Genomic DNA, 22,328 nt, shown 5'->3' with positions numbered 1-22,328 from the left:
TGTCCTCCTAACACTGCCTTTCCATTATTCTTCAGTGGAAGCGGGGATTGTAAACCGGAATATAGTCCCCTTATCTTTCCTGCTTCTTGCAGAAATCTCCCCCTCATGTGCTTCCACTATATTCTTCGCAATAGAAAGACCCAGACCGGTTCCACCGTTTCCGCGTGTCCTTGCTTTATCTGCTTTATAAAAGCGTTCAAACACATAAGGAAGATCTTCTTCCTGGATACCCGAACCTGTGTCCTGGATCTCTACGCTCATCTCGGACGCGTCCGTTTTAACCACTACCTGAACTTCGCCGTTATCGCCGGTGTGCCGGATGGCATTGTGAATCAGATTGGTCATCACTTGTTCAAGCCTGTCCGGGTCAAACCAGGCTTGACTGCGCTCGAGGCGTTTATCAATCTGCATGTGGACCTCAGCGTCCCGGGCCGGTCCCTGAAACTTTTTAAATACCTTGTCTGCGAACGATTCGACATCAACCCACTGCCTGTCAAGCTGGGTATAACCGGCTTCCATTCTTGCCAGATCCAGCAGTTCGTTAACAAGACGCCCCATCCGCATCGATTCATCATAAATGATGCGTCCGATTTCCTGCTTTTCCTCTTCACTTCCCGCGACATCATCGACAATCGCTTCGCTGTAGCCCTGCAGCATGGAAATCGGCGTCCGTAATTCATGCGACACGTTGGCGATGAAATCTTTTCGGAGTTTATCGTGCATACGTTCTTCGGTCATATCGCGGATGACCGCCACGACGCCGCGCACAAATTCTTCATCATACAGCGGGGTCATCAAAACGACGTAACTTCTGCCCTGCACGTCCATTTCTATCCATTGTTCTTCTTCCAGCGTCACAACTTTCTGGAACAGCTTTTTCACTTCTTTTGGCAGCCGGTCCTGTGGATCGGGTGCACCGGTTTCGTAGTGATAGGACTGTAGAAAATAATGGGCCGGTGGATTCGTGAGAGCAATCGACCCTTTCCGGTCGACCGTGATGACGCCGTCCGCCATACTGGTCAGAATACGGCTCAGTTGTTCTTTTTCCTGATTAAGCGCCGTAATATTGCGGTTCAGTTCACGTCTCATTTTATTAAAGGCGTTGCCGAGCTGACCGATTTCGTCATTTGTCATAATCGGTACTTTCGTTTCAAAATCACCTTTGGAAACATTGAGGGCAAGTTCTCTCATTTTTCGAAGGGGTGCCGTAATCCGCGATGACAAAAAGAAGGCGAAAATAGTCGTAAGGATGATGGCAATACCAGCGGAAAGCAGAATGATCTGTTTCGTTTCCCCGGTAGTATCCTCAATGATGTCGAGTGACTGGTACAGGTAAAGAGATCCTTCCTGCCCGTCTGAGGAAACAAAAGGGACACCGACGACAAAAATCTCCTGCTGCACCTGCTCTCCATTTTCCTGTATGGGAAAGTTTCCATGTGTGGCGACTGTCTCCCGGTCATGCTGCACCGGTGCCAGTCTCGGTTCACTTTCAAAAAGAGAAACAGGAAGATTCACCCCTGCTTCTTCATCCGGGTATTCCCACCGGTTTCCATTCTCTAAAATAACAACAGATGAATTGTAGGAATCCGCCATATGTTCAACGGTATCACGGGCACTTTCGGGATTGTTGTCTCCCTCAAGCAGTGACACCATGACATTGGCATGATTGGTTAACTGCTCTTCTGCTTCTGTAATGTGGAATCGTTCAAAAAACTGAAGCAGCAGTACTGTCAATAATACAAGCACTGCTGAGACAAGAAGCAGAATGGTTCCCCACAGTTTTCCGACAACACTGCGCCAGATCATTCGTCTGCAGCAGCCTCAAACTTATACCCTACACCCCACACGGTGGAAATCATATCGGCAGCCTCCTCCGACACGCGGCTGAGTTTCTCACGGAGTCGCTTTACATGGGTATCCACCGTCCGCAGGTCGCCGAAAAAGTCATAATCCCACACATCTTTAAGAAGCTGCTCTCTTGAAAAGACTTTATCCGGGGCCTGTGCAAGATAGAGAAGCAGTTCGTATTCTTTCGGAGTCAAGCTGATAATTTCTTCGTTTACAGTGACACGATGAGCATCATTATCGATGGTCAGATGGGGAAACACCAATACATCTTTCGTCTGTGTTTCGGTCTGCAGAAATTTCGTCGCCGATGCCCGCCGCAGAATAGCTTTTACCCGAAGTACCACTTCTCTTGGACTGAATGGTTTAACAATATAGTCGTCAGTGCCGACTTCAAACCCCTGCACCCGGTTACTTTCTTCCCCTTTGGCAGTAAGCATGATAATCGGTGTTGCTTTGGATCTGCGGATTTCACGGCATACTTCTTCTCCGTCCATTCCCGGAAGCATTAAATCCAGCAGAATGACGTCGTAATCGTTGTGAAGCGCCAAATCCAGTGCTTCTTCTCCATTTTCCGCTTCTTCCACGATAAACTGTTCCCGTTCCAAATACATTCTTAAAAGCCGGCGGATCCGGTCTTCATCATCCACCACGAGTACTTTTGATTCTCTGTCCATTATTTCATACCTCCTGCCGAGCAGATTGTATAACATGCTTTAGCAGCTCCTGTCTGCCACTAAGCGTCATGCATAAGAATGAAGGCCTGCGATGACAAGGTTAACAAACACCAGGTTAAACATGATAATAACAAAACCTATCACACAAAGCCAGGCGGAGGGTTCTCCGTGCCAGCCCCTTGACAGCCGCAGGTGAAGATAAGCTGCATAAAAAAGAAAGGTAATCAACGCCCACACTTCCTTGGGGTCCCAGCCCCAGAACCGTGTCCACGCTATCTGCGCCCATATCATAGCAAATATCAGGCCGCCAAGCGTAAATACCGGAAATCCGATTGCAATCGCCCGGTAGCTGACTTCATCCACTGTATCCGGATTTATGTTTTTCAAAAGCGGCTGCAGAACGGCGCCGAGAGGTTTGCGCAGAATCAGCCTTAACAGTATATAAAGAACCAGTCCGGCAGCCAGGGACCAGATGACCGTATTGGCGTCATCGCTTCGTATCCAGGCGGGCATGGTCAAAATCGGCTCCAAAGCCCCCTGTGTCTGGAGACTTGCTTCATTCGGTCCAACAAGCGCCGGAAGATAGTACACCATCTCGGCCTGTTCACCGTTTTCATTCACATACGTAAAGACAGCTTCATAGTCAAACAAGCGGAAGATGTAGCGCACTAAAATGAAACTGACGAGACTGAGGAGACTGTACATAATCGTCTCCAGCCAGAACACTTTCTTTCCGCGTTTTGTAAAATCAAGTGTACGTATAAGATAGATGAGCCCGGCAGCAAACCCAATCGATAAAAGTCCCTGGCCAAGTGCTGTCGTGGTCACATGGATTTTCAGCCAATTGCTCTGCAGCGCTGGGATGAGCGGTTCCACTTCCGTTGGAAACACCGAGGCAAAAGCAATAATTAACATGACAATCGGCATCGTGAACATGCCAAGGACGGCCGTTCTATAGATACCGTACAGGATAAGAAATGCAATCGTGAGAGCCATCCCGAGAAACGTCGTGTATTCAAACATATTGCTGACCGGAACGTGGCCGGCTGCGATCCATCTTGTGAAAAAATAGCCGGCCTGCAGCACAAAACCAATCCATGCTGCAGCGTAACCGACCGTACCGAGACGATTGCCTGTCACCTCTCCCTGTTTGTCCCGCCATTTTCTACCTGTAACACTTACGGAGAAACATATGGTTGCTGCCAGATAAAGAAAAAAAGCGGCAAATAACAGGTTTGAACTAAGTTCGACCATTATTGTCATCCCTTCCATCGGAGGTGTGCTCCTCCATTGCTTTCTTCGCCTGCTTGTCCTCCGGCACTGTCATACCGGTTTTTTCGGACAGTGCCTGAAACTCTTTTTTCATCGAAGCCCAGTGTTTATTCGTATGGCCGGCCGCCCACAGTTCATTTCCAAACCTGCGCAGCCAGATGCGTCGGTGCGACCAATAGGACCCCTGAATCAGACCAATCATGAAAATACTTCCGCCGGCGATTAAAAATGGCAGTGTGTGGTCTTTACGCACCTTCAGCGCTGTTACGTTTTTTGTTTCAACACCTTCAAAAGACATTTCATACGTATTTTCACCAAATATATCTTCATTGCTCCGGATGGCGACAAAACTGTACTCCCCTTCATCCGGGTGCTCTGGTGAAAACATCCGGAAGATGAAGGCAGGGTTGTCCGGAATATCAGAGATCGTAGAAGGCTCCCCATTCTCATCAAATTCGAAGTTCGGAAAGTACGATTCTATGACGACCCGGTATCCGTTTCCAAGGTCATATTCTCCCTCGGGGTCAAACAGATCGATATCAATAGTGCCGATTTTTTCCCCGCTCTCCCGGTTATTCATGGAAAGTGACATGACGTTCAGCTCATTCAGTTTGTAGTCATATTGATAAAGGGCATAATCATCAAAACGAAGCGGATGATTCACCTCGATACTGTCCGATTTCACTTTCGTCAGTTCCGGTTCTGTTCCAACTGTCCCTCCGCTGCTTTTATAAAGTACGGCATTCGTCTGATAGGTTTTAATCTGGTTTCCGCCGGCGCGCTCCAGAGCCGGACCGAATGTTTCATCGTTTTCATCATATGTTTCGATAAAAAATTCTTCATTCTTAACATAATACTCGCGTTCTGTACCTGCAACCGCCTGCGTTTCCCCTTCTCTTACCCAGACCAGCTCATCCACGTACATGCCCGGGAAAAAGCGGAGCATACATCCCGTTAAAAAAAGAATAAGACCTATATGGTTGATATAGGGGCCCCACCTGGCAAAACGATTTTTCTCAGCCAGCAGACTTCCATCTTCTACTTTCACATTGTAGCGTTTTCTGCGTAAGTGCTCTTTTGATTGTTCGAGCACATCTTCTGCTTGCTCTGTTTCTGTGACACCAAAAAGGCGCTGTCTTTTCAGAAAACCCTCATTGCGCGATATTTTTTGTTTTTTGAGGGCGCGGTATAATGGTACGACCCGGTCCAGACTGGCTATAATAAGGGAAATACCGAGTCCTGCAATAAGAGCCATGTACCACCAGGATCCGTAAAGATTATGAAAACCGAGGGTATAATAAATAAGTCCGGGAATTCCGTATTCTTCCTCATAGTGCTGAGCCGGGTCCACATTACCGGGTATGTACATTTCCTGAGGAAAAATCGTCCCGATAGAGGAGGCGATCAGCGTTAATACAATGATGGTAACTCCTACTTTTACCGAGGAAAAAAAGTTCCATATTTTATCAACCACTGTTTTGTTGTACGTCTGCGAACGCCTGGCCACCCCTTCATAACGCATGTCCACCATGGAGGCCTGTTTATCCCTTTCATCCAACGGCTTTCCGCAGGATTCACAGAGGTGGGTACCGTAGGGATTCAAATGGCCGCATTCGCATTTCACTTTCTCCATCAAAACACCCCCCTTTTCCCGTATGCCGGATTGTGCACTCTGTGCTCATTATAACGCTGTCATTGGTTCTTGTATAAGGACCTGATTATGACACTTATGTGACAGCGATCTCTTTCAGCTGTTTTACTTCGACCGGTTTCAGCTTTCTCTTTTCTCCGGGGCGCAGGTTTTCAAGTGTCAGTGGTCCGTATTTCTCCCGTTTTAGTTTTATGACCGGATGTTCGACCGCTTCGAACATATTACGCACTTGATGGTTTCTTCCTTCATGTATGCTTATTTCTACAATGGAGGAATTCGTTTTTATACTCGTCGATTTAATTTTGACTTTGGCGGGGGCGGTTTTTCTGCCATCGAGTTCGACGCCTGTCTGCAGGCGGTGCAGCGATTCTTTGGATGGCTTTCCCCTGACTTTTGCAATGTAAGTTTTAAATACCTTGTTTTTCGGATGCATCAACTGATTGGCGAACTCTCCGTCATTTGTCATCAGAAGAAGCCCGGACGAATCATAATCCAAGCGGCCGACTGGAAAAATCCGTTTTGTTTCATCTGTAAAATAGTCCGTTACAACACTCCGGTTCTTATCATCACTGACCGCTGAAATGACCTGTTTCGGCTTGTAAAACAAGTAATAAACGGGCTCTTCCCGGTCAATCGGAACGTGGTCAACTTCAACTGTATCTTTATTCGGCGTTACTTTCGTGCCCAGTTCCTTTACAACGCTCCCGTTCACTTTCACCCTTCCATCTTCAATTAATCCTTCTGCTTTTCTGCGTGATGTCACGCCTGCGTCTGCTATAACTTTCTGAAGTCTTTCCATCTTTTTCACCTCATGTTCCATCTTACCCATCTGAACCTCGTTTCACAAGTGCCGCAGTACCAACCCTCCCCACAGAATACAAAATAGGAGCTGTATCAAAAACCGTTTAAAGTTAAGGCATCCGCTGCAGGCGGACGCTTGCACTCCGGAGTACAAGGGCGACATCGATTCGCCGGGGCTCATCGTGTCTTCTTTGCACTCCAGAGCACAAGGGCGACATCGATTCGCCGGGGCTCATCGTGTCTTCTTTGCCGCGGGCAGCGCCTCAAGCTTGTTCCCTGAAGGAGGATCGGTTAAGTACGGCACATCCTGCCGGGCGCCGATCTGACTCCCGACGCGAGCGCCTCCGTTTGATGGGATCTTCGGCTGCTGCTTCGACGAACAGGATGTTCCAGCATCGGCGGTTGTCACAGGACGTGACCGCTTTTAGCCGATGAACCTTCAACTGTCGCCGCCTTCCGCTTCTGCCTGGGGTGAACTTTCTATATGACTAAAAAGGAGCTGCATCTTTTGACACAGCCCCCTGATTATAAAAAAATCATGCTGACGATAAAGACGGATGCTGCCACGCCGGCAGCGTCGGCAGCCAGTCCTACTTTCAATGCGTCACCGATATGTTTCACACCTGCCGCTCCAAAATAAATAGTGATCACGTACAGCGTCGTATCCGTGCTACCCTGCATCGTTGAGGCGAGTCGGCCGATAAAAGAATCGGGTCCGTACTCCTCGAGCAGCGAACTCATCATTCCGAGCGCACCTGTTCCGGAAATCGGGCGTATCATCGCCAGAGGAGCAATTTCAGCAGGCATTCCCACCAGTGCAAGGGCCGGCGCTATTGCCTGAATGAGGAGGTCCATAGCACCGGACGCCCGGAAAACCGATACCGCTGTTAACATGCCGACAAGATAGGGGATCAGCGAAACTGCCATTTGAAAGCCGTCTTTGCCGCCTTCCACAAACGAATCATACGCCGGGACCTGCTTCAATGCCGCGTGAAGGATAACAGCGAGCAGCAGCATTGGCACCACCCAGATTGACACCGTGTTCATCCAACCCATAGTTATCCCTTCCCTTTACGGGTTCGCCGAATATGAAAAAACCGATCGATCACAAGCGCACAGGCTGTGGAACAGCCGGTGGCAAGAATGGCTGCACCAACTATCTCGGCCGGTTCCGACGAACCATAATTCATCCTGACCGCAATGACGGTAGTTGGTATCAAGGTCAGTCCTGCCGTGTTTAATGCCATGAATGTGATCATCGAGCGGCTGGCTTCGTCTCTATTGTCATTGATTTTTTTCATTTCTTTCACTGCTTTAATTCCCATAGGTGTGGCGGCATTGCCAAGACCCATCAAATTGGCTGTCATATTGGAGAGAATATATCCCATAGCAGGATGATCGGGCGGTATATCAGGAAACAACCGCACCGCAGCCGGCCGGAGCCAGGTCGTAAACGTATCGAGAAGTCCGCTGCGTCTGGCCACATTCATAATGCCCAGCCAGAATACCATCACGCTGATCAGGCCGAAACAGAGTGTCACCGCGTCTTCCGCCCCTGTGAACAAAGCCTCCGACACCTCGTCCATCCGTCCGTTAAACATGGCTGTTACAATACCGGCTCCAAGGAGAAACATCCAGATATAGTGTACCACCGTTTACCGCCCCCCCATGAACATCTGCACACATTCATAAAACGTGCGGAACCATCCCTGATTCTTTTCTTCCGGTTGATCGATAAACACGGGCATACTGTGAATCGGCTGGTCTTCGAGCGTCCAGGTTATTTTTCCAGCCGCCGATATTCCTTTTGGATAATGGTTGTCCTGCTCTGATAAGGAGACCGACCGCGATACGTCATTTCTTTCGTCTTCTTTCAACGGGTAGTAAAAATCCCTTGGCAGAAACAATCTCCCATTCTCCCGGTATCCGCTGTTTAACGTTTCGTCCGCTTTCCCGAGTTGAAAGAGCTCAAAGGAGGAGAATCCCCATTCAAACATGGAAATATGGTCTTTCCAGTCGGAAGGAGCATCCAGTGTGACCGCTATCAGACCCATATCATTTTTTCTTGCACTCGATACGAGAGTCCGCCCCGCGCTTCTGGTGTATCCTGTTTTTCCGCCCGTTGTGTATTCATACATGGAGGTGAGGAGTTTATTTTTGTTTTTCCACACCCTTTTTCCGTTGCCGGGCTGCGGCGCTTCGTACGTTTTGAGTCCGGTTACTTCCCTGAATCGTTCCTTCTGCATCGCATACCTCATGAGAAGCGCCATGTCATAGGCTGTGGAGTAATGGTCACCGCCTTCATCAAGACCATGCGGATTTGCAAATTGGGTATTTTCCATTCCGATATCATGAGCTTTTTCATTCATCATATAGACGAATCCTTCGGTACTCCCCCCTACAAACTCTGCCACTGCCACCGCCGCATCATTACCTGAACGAAGCATCAGACCCGTCGTCAAGTCTTTCAGCGTCATGGTTTCGCCCGGTTTCAGATAAAGCGAAGATCCCTCTACGCCGTATGCATTCTCACTGATTTTCGTCGACTGCTTCCACTTTCCCGACTCCAGTGCCAATACAGCAGTCATGATTTTCGTTATACTTGCAATATTCTGCTTTTCGTGTGCCTGCTTCTCAAACAGCACTCTGCCGCTCTGCTGTTCCATAAGTAATGCCGCTTCCGCTGATGTATCGACCCCTTCTGTATTATCCGCCGCTGCCGTTAAAGGAAAGATTCCCAACAGTAACAGCAGAACGGCTGCCCTGCACCATTTCATATCCATCCCATCTTCCTTGTCCATTTCTTATCATCATATCTATTCCGGCTTCAAAGTATTATGATGGGAAGAATAACAAAGGGATGCAGCAGTACCACAGTGACGGCTTATTTATCCTTTCGGTTTAAAAAGAAGAGCAGCTGCAAAAGAGAAAATAACCGCTGCCGATATCCCGGCACTCGTTACTTCAAAAATCCCGGTTATCACGCCGATAATACCGTTCTGCTCTGCTTCGGCCATTGCTCCGTGGACGAGTGAATTCCCAAAACTTGTTATCGGCACACTGGCTCCGGCTCCTGCAAAATCAACGAGTGGTTCATATAAGCCGATTCCATCCAGTACAGCTCCTGATACGACGAGAACAGTCATCGTGTGAGCCGGTGTCAATTTTACTATATCCATCAAAAGCTGACCGATGACACAGATCAACCCGCCTACAATGAAAGCCCAGACATACATCATGGCAGCTTTCCTCCTTTCTGTTCGATAGCCGCCGCATGGGCGATACAAGGTATGGACTCATTCTGTCTGCTCGAGAGTGGACTTAACAGTGCCCCTGTCGCCACAACAAGGACCCGGGTTATTTCCCCTCTTTTCATGCGGTTAAGTATCGTACCGTAAACGACAGAGGCGGAACACCCGGAACCACTGGCCCCGGCCTGTACATTCTGTTCTTCTTTGTAAAGCATCACGCCGCAGTCTAAACACTGCTCATCGGTTACGTTTATTCCCCGCTGCCGTAGAAGTTCTTTCATAATCGGCAGGCCGATTCGTCCCAAATCCCCTGTAATGATGTAGTCATAATAGGATGGATCACGGTTCAAATCGGTGAAATGCGCTTCTATTGTATCTGCTGCCGCAGGCGCCATGGCAGCCCCCATGTTATAAGGATCCGTCAACCCGCGATCGATGACTTTCCCAATCGTTGCGGCACTTACAGCAGGCCCGTTTTCCCCCCTCCCAATCACAGCGGCACCCGCCGCCGTAGCTGTCCATTGTGCTGTCGGCGGCTTCTGCGCTCCGTATTCGGTTGGATAACGGAACTGTTTTTCCACAGCAGCATTATGACTGGCCGAACCGGTAAGAACGTAATCCGCCTCCTGGTGTTCAATTAAAAGAGCAGACAACGCAAGACCTTCCATCGACGTGGAACAGGCGCCGAACAATCCAAGATATGGTATCCCGAGACTTCGGCACGCGAAATTAGTCGCTGTCATTTGATTGATTAAATCCCCTGCCAGAACAAACTGTATATCTTCCGGATTCTTCGTGGCTTTCGCCATGGCTGTCCATGAGGCTTCTTCCATTAATTTTTTTTGGGCATTTTCAAAAGAAGACTCCCCCAGCCATATATCATCAAACAGTTGGTCGAAATCCCGTGCCAGATAGCCTTTTGCTTCAAAAGGGCCCCCTACAACTCCGGCTGCTTCTATAACAGGCTTTCCTGGAAACACCCACGTACGACTTCCCTGAATCATAGTGAACCCCCCGTAACCTGCATCCATATTGTTTTAATAAGAGCGATAAGAAATGCCGCGACCGTACCGAATACGATAACTGAACCAGCCAGTTTGAACATGTTGGATCCAACTCCAAGTACCAATCCTTCCGTCCGGTATTCTATGGCAGCACTTGCCATGGAGTTTGCAAACCCGGTCACCGGCACCGCCGTTCCGGCTCCGGCAAACTGCGCTATTTTGTCATACACCCCGAACCCGGTCAAAAGTACCGAAAGAAGAATTAACACAGCAATGGTCGGGTCCGATGCTGTCTGCTCATTAAAATCAAAAAAATGAATAAATAAGGAGCGGATTCCCTGACCGAATGTGCAGAGCAGACCGCCGATCAAAAAGGCTTTTATACAATTGAACAGAACCGGTATAGAGGGTTCCGACTGTTTCGCAAATGTTTGGTAGGCTTGATTTTGTTTATAATTTGTCTTGTCACTCATCAGCAGCACCCTTTATCCTTTCATATGCTCTTCAATGTTTGTTAACCTTTTTTTTCGTTTTTTTCCGTGAACGTGTTTCTTTTGGATATCTTCTTTGAATCTTTTTAATTCGAGCCACACTTTGTAATCCGTCGAAAAGTGAACAGTCTTTTTGGGATAATGCTTTTTCAATAGAGCGTGTCCTTTTTTTCGTATCGATTCCAGCCTCAGTCTGGACCACTGCGTCACGGTTACTCCTGCGTAAAGATTCTTTCCTTCCAACACTGACTGGGCAGATGTTACTTCCTCCATGTTCTCAAGCAGTTTTTCAGGATGATTCGTACCAGTGGACATGTTGGTCAAAGAAGACTCTTCATTACCTGCACACCCTGCGGCAAATGAGACCAGGACAGCAATGAGCAGAGCCGGCTTTATGAGTCGGCAGACGAATTTTTTCATTTTTCTCTTCCTTCCATGACATCGTGCCTTTATAGTATGAAATGGAAACCCCGTTTTTATGTACACCGATATGTATGGAAGAAGAAAGAGGTGATCCGAGTGTTCATTAAATGGATGCTGCTATTTTTGCTGCTGGTTGTCTTTACGCTGTTATTTTTTCAATGGCAGAGAATAAAGAAGCTGGAAAGCCATCAGAAGGCGGTAACAGTCCGTCTTGAAACCATGCAGGAAATGTTCACCGATAAAGAGATGGAAGAAGAAAAAGAAGAAGTGCGTCATCAACTGCACATGAAAGCACTGGAGATCCGCAATACCGTGTATAAACAGACAAAGGGACCACATCCGCAGGCTGTCCATTACACACCGACGACCTCCGGCTTCAAGGTTGAGTATCTGGATAGACTGTTCGGTCCGGAACGAGCACAAAAGATGATGCAGTTGTTCGAGGCTTATCAGGCATACGTGCAAGCGTACTGGAAAACGGAAAACGGGAGAATCCGTACTGTTTTTCGAAAGGATCAGTCAGGCAGCGGGCACAGTGAAGTCGAAGAGCTTCAGGCTGCCTCCCGAAACCTCGTGAATGAACTGGATGAGCTGCTTTACCACTTCCACTAACCGGAGCGTATTTTTCTCTCCATTAGGACAGACTAATCATGGAGAAAAAGTATCCGGCTTTGGGGAGGACGCCATGGTGGTTCATTTCTTACAGCTGACAGTGGAATTGACAATTGGCTTCTTTGCACTTTTAGTTATAACGAAAGCACTTGGCAAAACACAGATCAACCAATTAACACCATTTGATTTCATTTCATCCATTGTTATGGGGGAATTGGTTGGAAACGCGATATACGACGACGAAATAGGTCTTCATTACATCCTGTACGCCGTCACATTATGGGCGGTGCTTGTCGGAATTGTGGAAAGGATTACACAGAAGAAAAAAGAAACCAGAAGCATGCTCGAAGGAAAACCGGCCATTGTTATCCGGGAGGGACAGCTGGATTATGACGTCCTCCGCAGAAACAGACTCGATTTGAATCAGCTGCAGCATTTACTTAGAGACAAAGACGTATTCTCCATGCAGGATGTGCACTATGCGATTCTGGAAGCAAACGGGACGGTAAATGTGATGAAAAAACCACACGCCTCCTCCGCCCTCAAAACGGACGTAAAGGTGGATCCGGGACCGCCGTCGAGCCTGCCACTGGCCGTTATACTGGACGGAGAATGGGTGGAAGACAATATTACAGAATCCAACATCTCAAAACGAGACGTTCTCGAGCGTCTGCAGACGAGAAACATCCCGGACATTAACCGGGTCCTCTATGCTGAATGGAGTGGGGAATACCCGCTTTATATTGTGTTGTACGACGAGCCCGGATCTTCCTGATTCTCTGTTTCGAGTTCTTTGAAGAACAGGTCTGCTTCCTCCGTGGAAGGTTCTTCTGTGTCTTCTTCGAGCGCTGGCAGTTCCTCGAGCGAAGAAATGTTAAAGTGCTCCAGAAAACGTTCTGTCGTTTTATAAAGAATCGGACGTCCGGGAGCCTGGGCGCGCCCGCTCTCCTGGACGAGCGCTTTATGTATGAGAGTCTGAACGGCTCTTTCCGACTTGACTCCGCGGATATCATCAATTTCGATCCGCGTAATAGGCTGGTTATAGGCAATAATCGCAAGCGTCTCAAGGGCTGCCTGGGATAATTTAGCCTGTCTGGGGCCTTCCGCGAGTTTTTCAATGTACGGGGCAATGCTGTCCGCCGTGACAAGCTGAAACCGGCTTCCGAAACGCTGAATCTGCAGTCCCGGTACAGCTTCTCCCATCGACTGCTTAAGAAGGTTCAACTGATGCTTTGTCTCTTCTTCGGTCAGTTCCAGAACTCCGGCAGCGTCCTGAAGCTCGAGGCCTTCATCCCCGCAGACATACAGCAGCCCCTGCAGTATATGCTGATAGCTTTCTTCATTCATGGACGAGCTCCTCCTCTGTCTGGTATACGATAATCTCTTCAAAATTGTCTTTCTGTACACACGTAACCTGCCTGTGTTTCATTAACTCCAACACAGCCAGAAAGGAGACAACCATATGGGAACGTTCTCCGGAAGGGAACAGTTCAATAAATGTACTGCCGTTTTCCTGTTTCTCGAGAAAAGAAAGAATCGACGTCATACGATCTTCAATCGTTACTTCCTCTCCTTTTATTTTCGTTTCTTTAGGCGCATGGTAGCGCACACGTTCTTTCAGCTTTTGATAGGCATCAAGCATATCAAATAAAGAAAGGTTCTCCGGAACGGCCGCAGCGAATTTCTCCTCGAGTGCTTCATCATCCATCGAAGACCCTTTCGCATAACGTCCGGATCCTTCCTGTTCTTTTTCACGAAGTTCTACCGCAGCCTCTTTGTATTTCTTATACTCTACAAGCCGGCTCATCAGTTCTTCTCTCGGATCTTCCTCTTCCAAGTACGCATCTTCGCCCGGATTGTCTTCACCCGGCAGCAGCATCTGGCTTTTTATCTCCAAAAGTGTCGCAGCCATCACAAGATACTCGCTCGCAATATCAAGTTCAAGCTCCTGCATCGTCTGTACGTAATGAAGGTACTGCTCTGTGATTTCGGCCACTGGAATATTGTAAATATCAACTTCCGCCTGCTGAATCAGATGAAGCAGTAAATCCAGCGGCCCCTGAAAAGTATCTATGTGTACACTGTATCGTTTCATAAGATGAATCCTTTCCCATCATACTGCTGTTCATTATATCATATCCCCTTTCCTTCAGGCATAGCGACTTTCGAATGAAGAAAAGCAACCGTCCATGCTATACTAATGGAAAACAACACTTCTGCAAAAAGGAAGGGTAACAATGTATCCCCAAGCCTATATTCAGTTTCTTGTTCAGTTTCACGGCTTTCGTGATTATTTTGAATGCCACGAAATACTGGAGGAGCATTGGAAAGAACACGACTTTGAAAACCGGACCAGTGTGTGGGTAGGGCTCATCCAAACTGCCGTGGGACTTTATCATTACCGCCGCAAAAACAAAAAAGGCGCCGTCAAAATATGGACCAGCGCCCGCAGCATCATCGAAAAAAACAGGAAACAGCTTTTTGATCTGGGTGTGCATGCGGAAATTCTCTGCCGGCTTGTCGAAAAACACCTTGCTGATGCAAAAAACAACCAGCCTTTTGAGGATATGAATCTGCCGCTGATGGATCCGGAACTTATAAAGTGGTGTGCTGCCGAATGTGAACGGCGCGGGGTTAACTGGCAGCAGCCAAGCGATATGAGCGATCAACAGCTTATCCACCGGCATATTCTGCGCCACGGAACGGCTGATCCCGAAACACGCCTGCATAAGAAACGAAACATATAAAAAGCGTTCCGGATTGTATCCGGAACAGCCCTGTACATGGATTTATCCACTTGCTTCCCCTGTTTTTCCTTTATCATCCCGGGAATCTTTCTCTTCACATGTATCGAGAAAGTCTTCTGTCTCCTCACATCCGGTAAGGCTGCCTTCAAGACGGTCTTTCATCGTCAGAACCATCTTTTTTCCGATGCCTTCTTCCCTGTAGGAAGGATTAACACAGATATGCTTCAACTCAGCAGAACCGTCTTCATGAAAATACAGTCCCATCACACCAACAATGTCTTCCTGTTCTTTCCAAAGGTAGAGCTGCCAGTTTTCTTCATTTTCATAATACTGCATCGTTTCCTGAAGTTTCTTGACTTCCTTTTCTTCCGGCATGTAAGACAAGAGCCCCATCGCGATTTTTTTATAAGCTGACTTGAACTTGATAAACATTGACATCATCCCTTATTAGAGAGAGTGTGTGTTTCTTCCCTCTCATTATACTTCATCCTCTTTTTTTAAAAAGAGTGAATCCGGATCCTTCAAACTGCATGTATGACTTTCTTATCTAATTCAGCCTATGCATTTCTTGCATGAACTACCGCCCAAATGTAACACAACTATAGAAGTTATGCCAGCTTCATGAGAAAACATGGCGGTTTCCCGCCATGTTCAGGTGATATCGGTCATAGTTTACCCTTTTTGAAGGTTTTTATCAAGGTTAGCCATCTCAACGGCGGATGATGCTGCTTCCGCCCCTTTATTTCCTGCTTTTGTGCCCGCACGTTCCACCGCCTGTTCAATAGTGTTCGTCGTCAGAATACCGTAAATGACCGGAAGATTGTAATCAAGAGAAACCCGGCTTACTCCCTTCGCCGACTCGGCGCAGACGTAATCAAAATGGGGCGTCGATCCTTTGATAACCGTTCCAATGGCTATAATGGCATCGTATTTCCCGGAGGCCGCCATTTTCTGCGCGGCAAACGGTATTTCAAATGCGCCCGGCACCCAGGCGGTATCAACATTCTCCTCTGCCGTGCCGTGTCTTTTCAAAGCCCCTTTTGCGCCTTCAAGAAGTTTTTCGGTAATAAAATCGTTAAAGCGTCCGACTACTATTCCAATCGTCAAATCTGTTCCATTTACATTTCCTTCGTAAATCTGTCCCAATGGTTTCTCCCCTTTTATAGATGGAGCATATGCCCCATTTTAGAATATTTTGTCCGCATATAATTTTCATTGTTTTTATTATAAGGCATTTCCAGAGCAACCCGCTCCGACACTTCCAGTCCGTATCCATGTAATCCCGTAATTTTACGCGGATTATTCGTTAACAGACGCATTTGGGATATCCCCAGATCGCGCAGGATCTGGGCACCGATGCCGTAGTCCCGCAAATCGGGTTTAAAACCGAGTTTTTCATTGGCTTCCACTGTATCATATCCTTCTTCCTGCAGTTCATAAGCTTTCAACTTATTGATTAATCCGATACCGCGTCCTTCCTGACGCATGTAAAGAAGAACACCTCTGCCCTCTTTTTCAATCTGCTGGAGTGCCGCCTGCAGCTGTGGACCGCAGTCACAGCGGTGGGAACCGAACACATCTCCGGTAAGGCATTCGGAGTGCACCCTCACCAGTGTAGGCTCTCCCGGGATAAGCTGTCCTTTAATAAGAGCAATGCTTTCTTTATCGTCTACTACAGACGTATAGCCGACCGCACGGAAGTCTCCAAATTCAGTTGGAAGTTTAATGTCTGCTTCCTTCTGCACCAGTTTATCTTTTTTGTGCCGGTACTGAATCAAATCTTTTATCGTAATCATCTTAAGTTGATGTTCATCCGCTATTTCCCGCAGCTCCGGCACTCTTGCCATCTCTCCATCTTCCTTGATTACTTCACAGATGACTCCTGCCTGTTCGGCCCCTGATAACGCGGCCAGATCCACCGCTGCTTCGGTGTGACCGGCCCGGCGCAGCACCCCGCCTTTCTTGGCTATCAGCGGAAACACGTGACCCGGACGCTTAAAATGCCGGCTTTTTGAACGCGGGTTCATCAGCTCGCGGATAGTAAGAGCACGTTCTCCGGCCGATATGCCTGTTTTCGCAGACTCATGGTCAATACTGACAGTAAAAGCCGTGCCATGTGGATCGGTGTTCTGATCGACCATCGGCTGCAGCTCGAGTTCATCCGCGCGTTCTTCGGTAATCGGTGTACAGACAAGTCCTCTGCCGTACGTTATCATAAAGTTGATAGATTCCGGTGTGATCCGGTCGGCCAGCGCAACGAAGTCCCCTTCATTTTCCCTGTCTTCATCATCACACACGATGACTGTACGTCCCTGCATCAACTCATAAATCGCTTCTTCAATTGGATCAAACTCTTTTTCTTCTGCCATCACTTTCACCTTCTTTTTATCTTCCTATCCTGTTTAAGGATAATGGAGATCCGTGATCTTTCACTTGTTTTCATCCGGAATGCGCTGATCTTCACCGAACCGGGCAGCGAGAAGCCTTTCTGTGTATTTCATCAGCATGTCAGCTTCGATGTTGACGGGATCACCTATTTTTCTTTCACTCATCGTTGTTTCCTGCCACGTATGGGGAATCAGTGAAAGTGTGATCGTTTTATCATGATCATTTACTTCAAAAATCGTGAGGCTGATGCCGTCCAAAGCGACAGAACCTTTCTTACTCATGTAATGAAAAATGGCAGCCGGCATGGAAATGTCTACGTAATACGCATTTTCATAGGGGGACACAGCTTCCACTACTCCCGCAGCATCGACATGACCACTCACGAAATGACCGCCGAATCGCTGTGACGCCTGCAGCGCCCGTTCTACATTCGCCCGTGCTCCTTCTTCAAGCACGTTCAGGCTGGTGGCATGCATCGTTTCCGGCATAACATCCACGGTAAATGAATCCTCCCTGAATCCGGTCACTGTCAGACAGACGCCGTTCACAGATATGCTGTCCCCGCTTTTTATATCCTCCATTATTTTCGGTGCCTGAAGGGTGAGCACCATCGTTTCCGATGCTTTTTGTATACTCCGGACAACAGCTGTTTCTTCAATAATACCGGTAAACATGATTCATTCCCCTTTTCGGACTGCTGTTACTTTAATGTCACTGCCTAGTTGTTCCACCGAACGCACTTCAAGACGCGGGGCTTCATTCAAACGTGTAATGCCTTCCCCGCCGGCAGCTGTCGGTGCGAAGCGGCCCCCGATCAGTACAGGTGCCGTATAGGAAACAAACTCCTGAAACCGTTTTTCTTCTACAAACCTTCCGTGAATCTCAGATCCTCCTTCGACAAATACAGAGAGGATACTTTTGTTTCCCAGAATGGTCAGTACCTCTTCAAGATGCACCTCTGCCTCTTCTACCTGATAGATAACAGCATCGGTTTGTTCCAGCATCCGTTTTTTTTCTTCAGATGCGTCCGATCCGCAGAAAATCCATACCGGAGCCATCTCATCCTGCAGCATGGATGCTTCAAGTGGTATACGCAGGTGGTGGTCGAGCACCACACGGACAGGCTGTGAACCCCCGTTTTCAGCCCTTGCCGTTAGTGACGGGTCATCATGAAGCACGGTTCCGATACCCGCCAGAATGGCATCATGTTTATGCCGGAGACGGTGGCTGTCTTTTCGCGATTCCCCGCCTGTTATCCACTGGCTTTCGCCGGTGGCGGTAGCCGTTTTACCATCCAGAGACACAGCAGTTTTCAGTGTCACATACGGCATGCCGGTTTTCATGAAATGCATGAAATACCGGTTCAGCCAATCCGCCCGGTCTTTTCCTGCACCGATTGACACCTCAATGCCTGCCTGCCGGAGTTTTTCTACTCCACTTCCACTTACTTCAGGATTCGGATCAAGTGTTGCAATAATTACCCGGCGGATACCGCTGTTTATGATTGCCTCCACGCAGGGAGGGGTTTTTCCGGTATGGGAGCACGGCTCCAGGGTCACATACATGGTTCCCCCTTCTGCTTTCTCTTTTGCTTCCTGCAATGCATGAACTTCTGCGTGCTCTTCCCCTGCCTTCAGATGCGCACCCATTCCGGCTATCATCCCGTTATTCACGACAACAGCGCCGACAGATGGATTCGGGGATGTCTGCCCTTTTGTGCTTTCCGCCAGGTGAAGAGCAAGATCCATATATTCTTCATCCGTCATACCGATTGCCTCTTTTCTCTTAAAATAAAAAACCTGAAAACGGCATACGTCTTCAGGGTGGTAACATACGAAAATAAGCATTGTTCATTTACAAGCCGAACGACCTGGTGCATCAACGCACATGATGCCTGCCAATTAAGGACACACACCAATATTTCCGGTTTCGTTCCGGCTTTGAACACGGCTTTTCTTCTCCCATCCAGACTGTCACTGTCGGTCCCGGATTCTCACCAGGTCCACCGCAGAAGCAGATCCTCTGCGGGTCGCGGACTAAAAAGCAAAACTGCCTTATCACCGCCGGCTGGGAATTTCACCCCACCCCGAAGTGGTTACAACGTAACCAAACCGTTTCATATTATATTCTGATTTTATACTGCCTGAAACAGAACCGTCAACTATTTGAACCGGACTGCTTTTTTTCCGCCAAAAGCTCACATCGAAGGGGCAGACCCGGCATGTATTATCCCACGCTTCGATAAAGCGTTTATCAAATCTTTTCTTTCAACCGGAGGGGAAGATCATTTTTCAGCAGATCTTCGAGCGATTCTCTCTGTACAACCAGGTCCGCTTCTCCGTCCTCAACGAAAACGACGGGAGGCCGGGTGAAACGATTGTAGTTGCTTGACATGGCAAATCCATAGGCGCCTGTACAGAAAACTGCCAGGATATCCCCGGGTTCTGTCTCCGGAAGAGGGAGATTCCACATCAGCATATCACCGCTCTCACAACATTTGCCGGCTACAGCTGTCCGGCTGTCAGCCTTTTCACCGGCACGATTGGCAAGAACACCTTCGTATTCCGCATTGTAAAGCGCCGGCCGGATATTATCTGTCATTCCTCCATCTACCGATACGTAGTTACGCACTCCGGGAATATTCTTTTTAGACCCCACCGTGTAAAGCGTCGTTCCAGCATCACCGCTGATGGAGCGGCCCGGCTCTATCCATATTTCCGGTACAGCCATGTCTGCATCGGCTGCTTCCTTTTTAACGGCGAGAATAAGATCTTTGACATAATTCTCAGGTTCCAGCGGATCGTCGCCTTCTACGTAGCGTATGCCGAATCCGCCGCCGGCATTGAATACTTCCGGCACAAAATCATATTCTTCCCTCCACCGCTTAAACTCGGCGAATAACTTTTGCACCGTCAGCACAAAGCCGTCCGTATCAAAAATCTGGGATCCGATGTGGCAGTGGATTCCCCTCAGGTTTATAAAAGGATCGTCCTGCAGCGCGGCGATCGCCTGATCGGCCTGTCCGCTCTGCAGATCAAATCCGAACTTCGAATCTTCCTGACCAGTGGAAATATACTCGTGGGTGTGGGCTTCGACTCCAGGCGTTGTGCGGAGCAGCACCTGAACTGTCCGGTTATTCTTTCGTGCCTGCTCTTGAATCATCGATAATTCGTGAAAATTATCGACAACGATGCAGCCGACACCGAGTTCCAGCGCAAGGGCAATTTCATCATAACTTTTATTGTTCCCGTGCAGGTGTGCCCGCTCCATCGGAAAGTCCGCTTTTGCCGCTGTTATCATTTCACCGGCCGACACAACATCAAGACTCAATCCCATCTCCGCGGCCAGCTGCACCATAGCTATACAGCTGAATGCTTTGCTTGCATAGGCGACCTGATAGGGAACCTCCGCCTTTTCAAATTCCTGCTGAAACCCCTTTGCCCTTTCTCTCATCAACGTAACATCATATACATAAACAGGCGTGCCGTATTCACCGGCAAGCCGGGTCGTATCCACCCCGCCGATCTCGAGCCGCCCGTCTTTATTAATTCGACTGGTTCCGTGTAGATACATGACTCGTTCTCTCCTTCTACGCAACAATGAATGATTACATTTTAGCATCATTTAAGAAGGAGAAAAAGAAAAACTGTTCTCCTGCCCGTCATGCTTTCGGATGCTGCCGGATTTTATCCTGCGGGTTCACGATTCCGGGGCGCCGGCGCAGATTGGGAACAGTTGTGCGGATAAGAACCTGCCAAAGCGCCTTGCCGTCAAACGGCAGAAACGGCCACAAATACGGTTTGCTTAACGACCGGATCGAGGCAAGGAACAGGAACAGGGCAGTGGTTGTGATGACAAAGCCTACAGCCTGAAAAGAGACTACCGCAATCAAGAGAATGAACCGGAATATTTTCAATGCAATCCCAAGCTCATAGCTGGGTGTAGCAAATGTTCCAATCGCCCCAAGCGCAACATATAAAATAACTTCAGAGGTGAACAGCCCCACTTCTATAGCTATTTCTCCGATCAATAAAGCAGCAACAAGTCCGAGAGCCGTTGCAAGCGGGGACGGAGTATGGATTGCCGCCATCCTCATTAATTCTATCCCAACTTCGGCGATGGCAATCTGCATGAACTCCGACACATTGGAATCTTCCGTCGGACCGATATAATTCAGCTGATCCGGCAGCAGCCGCGGTTCGAGTACGACAAGCAGCCACAATGGAAGAATGAAAAGAGAAGCAAACATGCCGAAAAAACGAATCCATCTCAGATACGTGCCGATAAACGGTGCCTGCCGGTATTCTTCGGCGTGCTGCACATGATGAAAAAAAGTAGTGGGTGTAATGATAACGCTTGGTGAAGCATCTACAATAATAACGATATGTCCTTCAAATAAATGAACCGCAGCAACATCCGGCCGCTCCGTATAACGGACAAGAGGCATCGGATTGGCCCCCTGGTCAACAATATATTCCTCCACTACTTTATCAGCCATCGTTAAACCGTCCACATTGATTGATTCCAGTTCTTTCTTTACAATATTCACCATGTCGGGATCGGCAATGTCTTCAATATAGGAAATACAGATATCGGTTTTCGAACGTACGCCAACCCTCATAATTTCATGGCGGAGTCTTTCATCTCTCACCCTTCTTCTCGTTAACCCTGTATTTTCGATGATGTTTTCCGTGTAGCCATCTCGTGCTCCCCGAACGACTTTTTCATTATCCGGTTCTTTCGGGCTTCTACCCGGATAATTACGCACATCGACGACCAGGGCCCGTTCTTCTCCATCAATAAGAATAAACACAAGCCCCGATAACATTTCGATAATACATTCTTCAAGATTGTCTTTATAATCCACCTGTACTTCCGTCAGATGATTTTCAACCGCTTCTCTGACATAGGGCGTATCCCGTCCTCTGGCTTCCACTTTCATAAGTTCTTTCAGGAGTTCGGTTACCGCCTCCATATCAACAAGGCCGGTTACGTAATAAATCTGAATTTCCCGCCCTAATATGTGCAGTCTGCGGACGCCTGTATCAAAACTCAACCCTATACCGACTCTTTCTTTAATGATCTCTTCATTTTCTTCAATCTGCGGTGAAATACCTGTACTATCGGTTTCTTCGGCCGGTACTCCGTGTTTCTCCATATCCATCG

24 protein-coding genes and 1 riboswitch are annotated in these 22,328 nt (G+C 48.1%); of the genes, 3 read left to right on the top strand and 21 right to left on the bottom strand.

What is annotated here, in order from left to right; genetic code table 11:
- Nucleotides 1-24: 24 nt before the first annotated feature.
- The 12 genes from BM124_RS04390 to BM124_RS04335 all read right to left on the bottom strand — a co-directional run bounded on the left by BM124_RS04390 (nt 25) and on the right by BM124_RS04335 (nt 11,412).
- The gene (locus BM124_RS04390) at nt 25-1,806 is read right to left on the bottom strand and encodes an ATP-binding protein (RefSeq protein ID WP_093335509.1); all 1,782 of its coding nucleotides are present in this window, start codon (nt 1,804-1,806) and stop codon (nt 25-27) included.
- Nucleotides 1,803-2,522: a response regulator transcription factor gene (locus tag BM124_RS04385; RefSeq protein ID WP_093335507.1), complete on the bottom strand. Its 720-nt coding sequence runs from the start codon at nt 2,520-2,522 to the stop codon at nt 1,803-1,805. The genes BM124_RS04390 and BM124_RS04385 overlap by 4 nt, the downstream gene beginning before the upstream one ends.
- 66 nt (nt 2,523-2,588) lie before the next feature.
- Nucleotides 2,589-3,776 carry a c-type cytochrome biogenesis protein CcsB gene (ccsB, locus tag BM124_RS04380; RefSeq protein ID WP_093335556.1) on the bottom strand — a complete coding sequence of 396 codons (1,188 nt, stop codon included), beginning with the start codon at nt 3,774-3,776 and terminating at the stop codon, nt 2,589-2,591.
- A complete protein-coding gene (resB, locus tag BM124_RS04375; protein ID WP_093335506.1) occupies nt 3,763-5,427 on the bottom strand; it encodes a cytochrome c biogenesis protein ResB in 1,665 nt (554 codons plus the stop codon). Before resB ends, ccsB begins: the two co-directional genes overlap by 14 nt.
- 94 nt (nt 5,428-5,521) lie before the next feature.
- A complete protein-coding gene (locus tag BM124_RS04370; RefSeq protein ID WP_093335555.1) occupies nt 5,522-6,244 on the bottom strand; it encodes a pseudouridine synthase in 723 nt (240 codons plus the stop codon).
- A 527-nt stretch (nt 6,245-6,771) separates the two neighbouring features.
- On the bottom strand, nt 6,772-7,302 hold the full coding sequence (locus tag BM124_RS04365) for a spore maturation protein (protein WP_093335504.1): 531 nt from the start codon (nt 7,300-7,302) through the stop codon (nt 6,772-6,774).
- A gap of 2 nt (nt 7,303-7,304) precedes the next feature.
- The gene (locus tag BM124_RS04360; RefSeq protein WP_093335503.1) at nt 7,305-7,898 is read right to left on the bottom strand and encodes a nucleoside recognition domain-containing protein; all 594 of its coding nucleotides are present in this window, start codon (nt 7,896-7,898) and stop codon (nt 7,305-7,307) included.
- 3 nt (nt 7,899-7,901) lie between these two features.
- A complete protein-coding gene (locus BM124_RS04355; RefSeq protein WP_093335501.1) occupies nt 7,902-9,029 on the bottom strand; it encodes a D-alanyl-D-alanine carboxypeptidase family protein in 1,128 nt (375 codons plus the stop codon).
- Nucleotides 9,030-9,134: 105 nt separating this feature from the next.
- Nucleotides 9,135-9,485, bottom strand: a complete 351-nt coding sequence (gene spoVAE / locus BM124_RS04350; RefSeq protein WP_093335500.1) for a stage V sporulation protein AE — start codon at nt 9,483-9,485, stop codon at nt 9,135-9,137.
- A complete protein-coding gene (spoVAD, locus tag BM124_RS04345) occupies nt 9,482-10,501 on the bottom strand; it encodes a stage V sporulation protein AD (RefSeq protein WP_093335498.1) in 1,020 nt (339 codons plus the stop codon). Before spoVAD ends, spoVAE begins: the two co-directional genes overlap by 4 nt.
- Nucleotides 10,498-10,974 (bottom strand): stage V sporulation protein AC, encoded by a 477-nt coding sequence (gene spoVAC, locus BM124_RS04340; protein WP_093335497.1) that lies wholly within the window; start codon nt 10,972-10,974, stop codon nt 10,498-10,500. Before spoVAC ends, spoVAD begins: the two co-directional genes overlap by 4 nt.
- A 12-nt stretch (nt 10,975-10,986) precedes the next feature.
- The gene (locus BM124_RS04335) at nt 10,987-11,412 is read right to left on the bottom strand and encodes a hypothetical protein (protein WP_093335495.1); all 426 of its coding nucleotides are present in this window, start codon (nt 11,410-11,412) and stop codon (nt 10,987-10,989) included.
- 99 nt (nt 11,413-11,511) lie between these two features.
- On the opposite strand from BM124_RS04335, the gene BM124_RS04330 reads away from it, so the two are divergent.
- Together BM124_RS04330 and BM124_RS04325 are read left to right on the top strand one after the other, a co-directional pair.
- Complete coding sequence (locus BM124_RS04330) at nt 11,512-12,027, top strand: hypothetical protein (RefSeq protein WP_093335493.1); 516 nt, start codon at nt 11,512-11,514, stop codon at nt 12,025-12,027.
- 73 nt (nt 12,028-12,100) lie between these two features.
- Nucleotides 12,101-12,802: a DUF421 domain-containing protein gene (locus BM124_RS04325; protein ID WP_093335491.1), complete on the top strand. Its 702-nt coding sequence runs from the start codon at nt 12,101-12,103 to the stop codon at nt 12,800-12,802.
- Here the strand turns inward: BM124_RS04325 and scpB are convergent.
- Both scpB and BM124_RS04315 read right to left on the bottom strand, forming a co-directional pair.
- Nucleotides 12,766-13,374 (bottom strand): SMC-Scp complex subunit ScpB, encoded by a 609-nt coding sequence (scpB, locus tag BM124_RS04320; protein ID WP_093335490.1) that lies wholly within the window; start codon nt 13,372-13,374, stop codon nt 12,766-12,768. The two genes, BM124_RS04325 and scpB, sit on opposite strands and share 37 nt — an antisense overlap.
- Entirely contained in the window at nt 13,367-14,122 is a 756-nt protein-coding gene (locus BM124_RS04315; RefSeq protein ID WP_093335488.1) for a segregation/condensation protein A, read from the bottom strand. Before BM124_RS04315 ends, scpB begins: the two co-directional genes overlap by 8 nt.
- A gap of 142 nt (nt 14,123-14,264) precedes the next feature.
- Between BM124_RS04315 and BM124_RS04310 the strand changes: the two genes are divergently transcribed.
- Nucleotides 14,265-14,774, top strand: coding sequence for a DUF309 domain-containing protein (locus BM124_RS04310; RefSeq protein ID WP_093335487.1), 510 nt, complete (start codon nt 14,265-14,267; stop codon nt 14,772-14,774).
- Between the two features lie 42 nt (nt 14,775-14,816).
- On the opposite strand, the gene BM124_RS04305 is transcribed toward BM124_RS04310, so the two are convergent.
- The 7 genes from BM124_RS04305 to BM124_RS04275 all read right to left on the bottom strand — a co-directional run bounded on the left by BM124_RS04305 (nt 14,817) and on the right by BM124_RS04275 (nt 22,320).
- Nucleotides 14,817-15,206 carry a GNAT family N-acetyltransferase gene (locus BM124_RS04305; protein ID WP_093335485.1) on the bottom strand — a complete coding sequence of 130 codons (390 nt, stop codon included), beginning with the start codon at nt 15,204-15,206 and terminating at the stop codon, nt 14,817-14,819.
- A gap of 240 nt (nt 15,207-15,446) precedes the next feature.
- Complete coding sequence (ribH, locus tag BM124_RS04300; RefSeq protein ID WP_093335484.1) at nt 15,447-15,920, bottom strand: 6,7-dimethyl-8-ribityllumazine synthase; 474 nt, start codon at nt 15,918-15,920, stop codon at nt 15,447-15,449.
- A 14-nt stretch (nt 15,921-15,934) separates the two neighbouring features.
- Entirely contained in the window at nt 15,935-17,143 is a 1,209-nt protein-coding gene (locus BM124_RS04295; RefSeq protein WP_093335482.1) for a bifunctional 3,4-dihydroxy-2-butanone-4-phosphate synthase/GTP cyclohydrolase II, read from the bottom strand.
- 60 nt (nt 17,144-17,203) lie between these two features.
- Entirely contained in the window at nt 17,204-17,836 is a 633-nt protein-coding gene (locus tag BM124_RS04290) for a riboflavin synthase (protein WP_093335480.1), read from the bottom strand.
- A 3-nt stretch (nt 17,837-17,839) separates the two neighbouring features.
- A complete protein-coding gene (gene ribD / locus BM124_RS04285; protein ID WP_093335478.1) occupies nt 17,840-18,928 on the bottom strand; it encodes a bifunctional diaminohydroxyphosphoribosylaminopyrimidine deaminase/5-amino-6-(5-phosphoribosylamino)uracil reductase RibD in 1,089 nt (362 codons plus the stop codon).
- A gap of 183 nt (nt 18,929-19,111) precedes the next feature.
- Nucleotides 19,112-19,260, bottom strand: a riboswitch (FMN riboswitch).
- Between the two features lie 155 nt (nt 19,261-19,415).
- Nucleotides 19,416-20,735, bottom strand: coding sequence for a diaminopimelate decarboxylase (lysA, locus tag BM124_RS04280; RefSeq protein WP_093335477.1), 1,320 nt, complete (start codon nt 20,733-20,735; stop codon nt 19,416-19,418).
- Between the two features lie 88 nt (nt 20,736-20,823).
- Nucleotides 20,824-22,320 carry a spore germination protein gene (locus tag BM124_RS04275; protein ID WP_093335554.1) on the bottom strand — a complete coding sequence of 499 codons (1,497 nt, stop codon included), beginning with the start codon at nt 22,318-22,320 and terminating at the stop codon, nt 20,824-20,826.
- Between the last annotated feature and the right edge of the window lie 8 nt (nt 22,321-22,328).

This window comes from Salibacterium halotolerans (assembly GCF_900115625.1).
GTDB classification, from domain to species: Bacteria; Bacillota; Bacilli; order Bacillales; family Marinococcaceae; genus Salibacterium; species Salibacterium halotolerans.
The sequence above is the reverse complement of the archived record's forward strand: the minus strand, read 5'-3'. Positions and strand labels throughout refer to the sequence as shown.

Excerpts from the sequence above, each read along its gene's own strand:
- BM124_RS04390 (WP_093335509.1), bottom strand. The coding sequence starts at position 1,806 with ATGATCTGGCGCAGTGTTGTCGGAAAACTGTGGGGAACCATTCTGCTT.
- BM124_RS04385 (WP_093335507.1), bottom strand. The coding sequence starts at position 2,522 with ATGGACAGAGAATCAAAAGTACTCGTGGTGGATGATGAAGACCGGATC.
- ccsB (WP_093335556.1), bottom strand. The coding sequence starts at position 3,776 with ATGGTCGAACTTAGTTCAAACCTGTTATTTGCCGCTTTTTTTCTTTAT.
- resB (WP_093335506.1), bottom strand. The coding sequence starts at position 5,427 with ATGGAGAAAGTGAAATGCGAATGCGGCCATTTGAATCCCTACGGTACC.
- BM124_RS04370 (WP_093335555.1), bottom strand. The coding sequence starts at position 6,244 with ATGGAAAGACTTCAGAAAGTTATAGCAGACGCAGGCGTGACATCACGC.
- BM124_RS04365 (WP_093335504.1), bottom strand. The coding sequence starts at position 7,302 with ATGGGTTGGATGAACACGGTGTCAATCTGGGTGGTGCCAATGCTGCTG.
- BM124_RS04355 (WP_093335501.1), bottom strand. The coding sequence starts at position 9,029 with ATGGATATGAAATGGTGCAGGGCAGCCGTTCTGCTGTTACTGTTGGGA.
- spoVAE (WP_093335500.1), bottom strand. The coding sequence starts at position 9,485 with ATGATGTATGTCTGGGCTTTCATTGTAGGCGGGTTGATCTGTGTCATC.
- spoVAD (WP_093335498.1), bottom strand. The coding sequence starts at position 10,501 with ATGATTCAGGGAAGTCGTACGTGGGTGTTTCCAGGAAAGCCTGTTATA.
- spoVAC (WP_093335497.1), bottom strand. The coding sequence starts at position 10,974 with ATGAGTGACAAGACAAATTATAAACAAAATCAAGCCTACCAAACATTT.
- BM124_RS04335 (WP_093335495.1), bottom strand. The coding sequence starts at position 11,412 with ATGAAAAAATTCGTCTGCCGACTCATAAAGCCGGCTCTGCTCATTGCT.
- BM124_RS04325 (WP_093335491.1), top strand. The coding sequence starts at position 12,101 with ATGGTGGTTCATTTCTTACAGCTGACAGTGGAATTGACAATTGGCTTC.
- scpB (WP_093335490.1), bottom strand. The coding sequence starts at position 13,374 with ATGAATGAAGAAAGCTATCAGCATATACTGCAGGGGCTGCTGTATGTC.
- BM124_RS04315 (WP_093335488.1), bottom strand. The coding sequence starts at position 14,122 with ATGAAACGATACAGTGTACACATAGATACTTTTCAGGGGCCGCTGGAT.
- BM124_RS04310 (WP_093335487.1), top strand. The coding sequence starts at position 14,265 with ATGTATCCCCAAGCCTATATTCAGTTTCTTGTTCAGTTTCACGGCTTT.
- BM124_RS04305 (WP_093335485.1), bottom strand. The coding sequence starts at position 15,206 with ATGTTTATCAAGTTCAAGTCAGCTTATAAAAAAATCGCGATGGGGCTC.
- BM124_RS04295 (WP_093335482.1), bottom strand. The coding sequence starts at position 17,143 with ATGGCAGAAGAAAAAGAGTTTGATCCAATTGAAGAAGCGATTTATGAG.
- BM124_RS04290 (WP_093335480.1), bottom strand. The coding sequence starts at position 17,836 with ATGTTTACCGGTATTATTGAAGAAACAGCTGTTGTCCGGAGTATACAA.
- ribD (WP_093335478.1), bottom strand. The coding sequence starts at position 18,928 with ATGACGGATGAAGAATATATGGATCTTGCTCTTCACCTGGCGGAAAGC.
- lysA (WP_093335477.1), bottom strand. The coding sequence starts at position 20,735 with ATGTATCTACACGGAACCAGTCGAATTAATAAAGACGGGCGGCTCGAG.
- BM124_RS04275 (WP_093335554.1), bottom strand. The coding sequence starts at position 22,320 with ATGGAGAAACACGGAGTACCGGCCGAAGAAACCGATAGTACAGGTATT.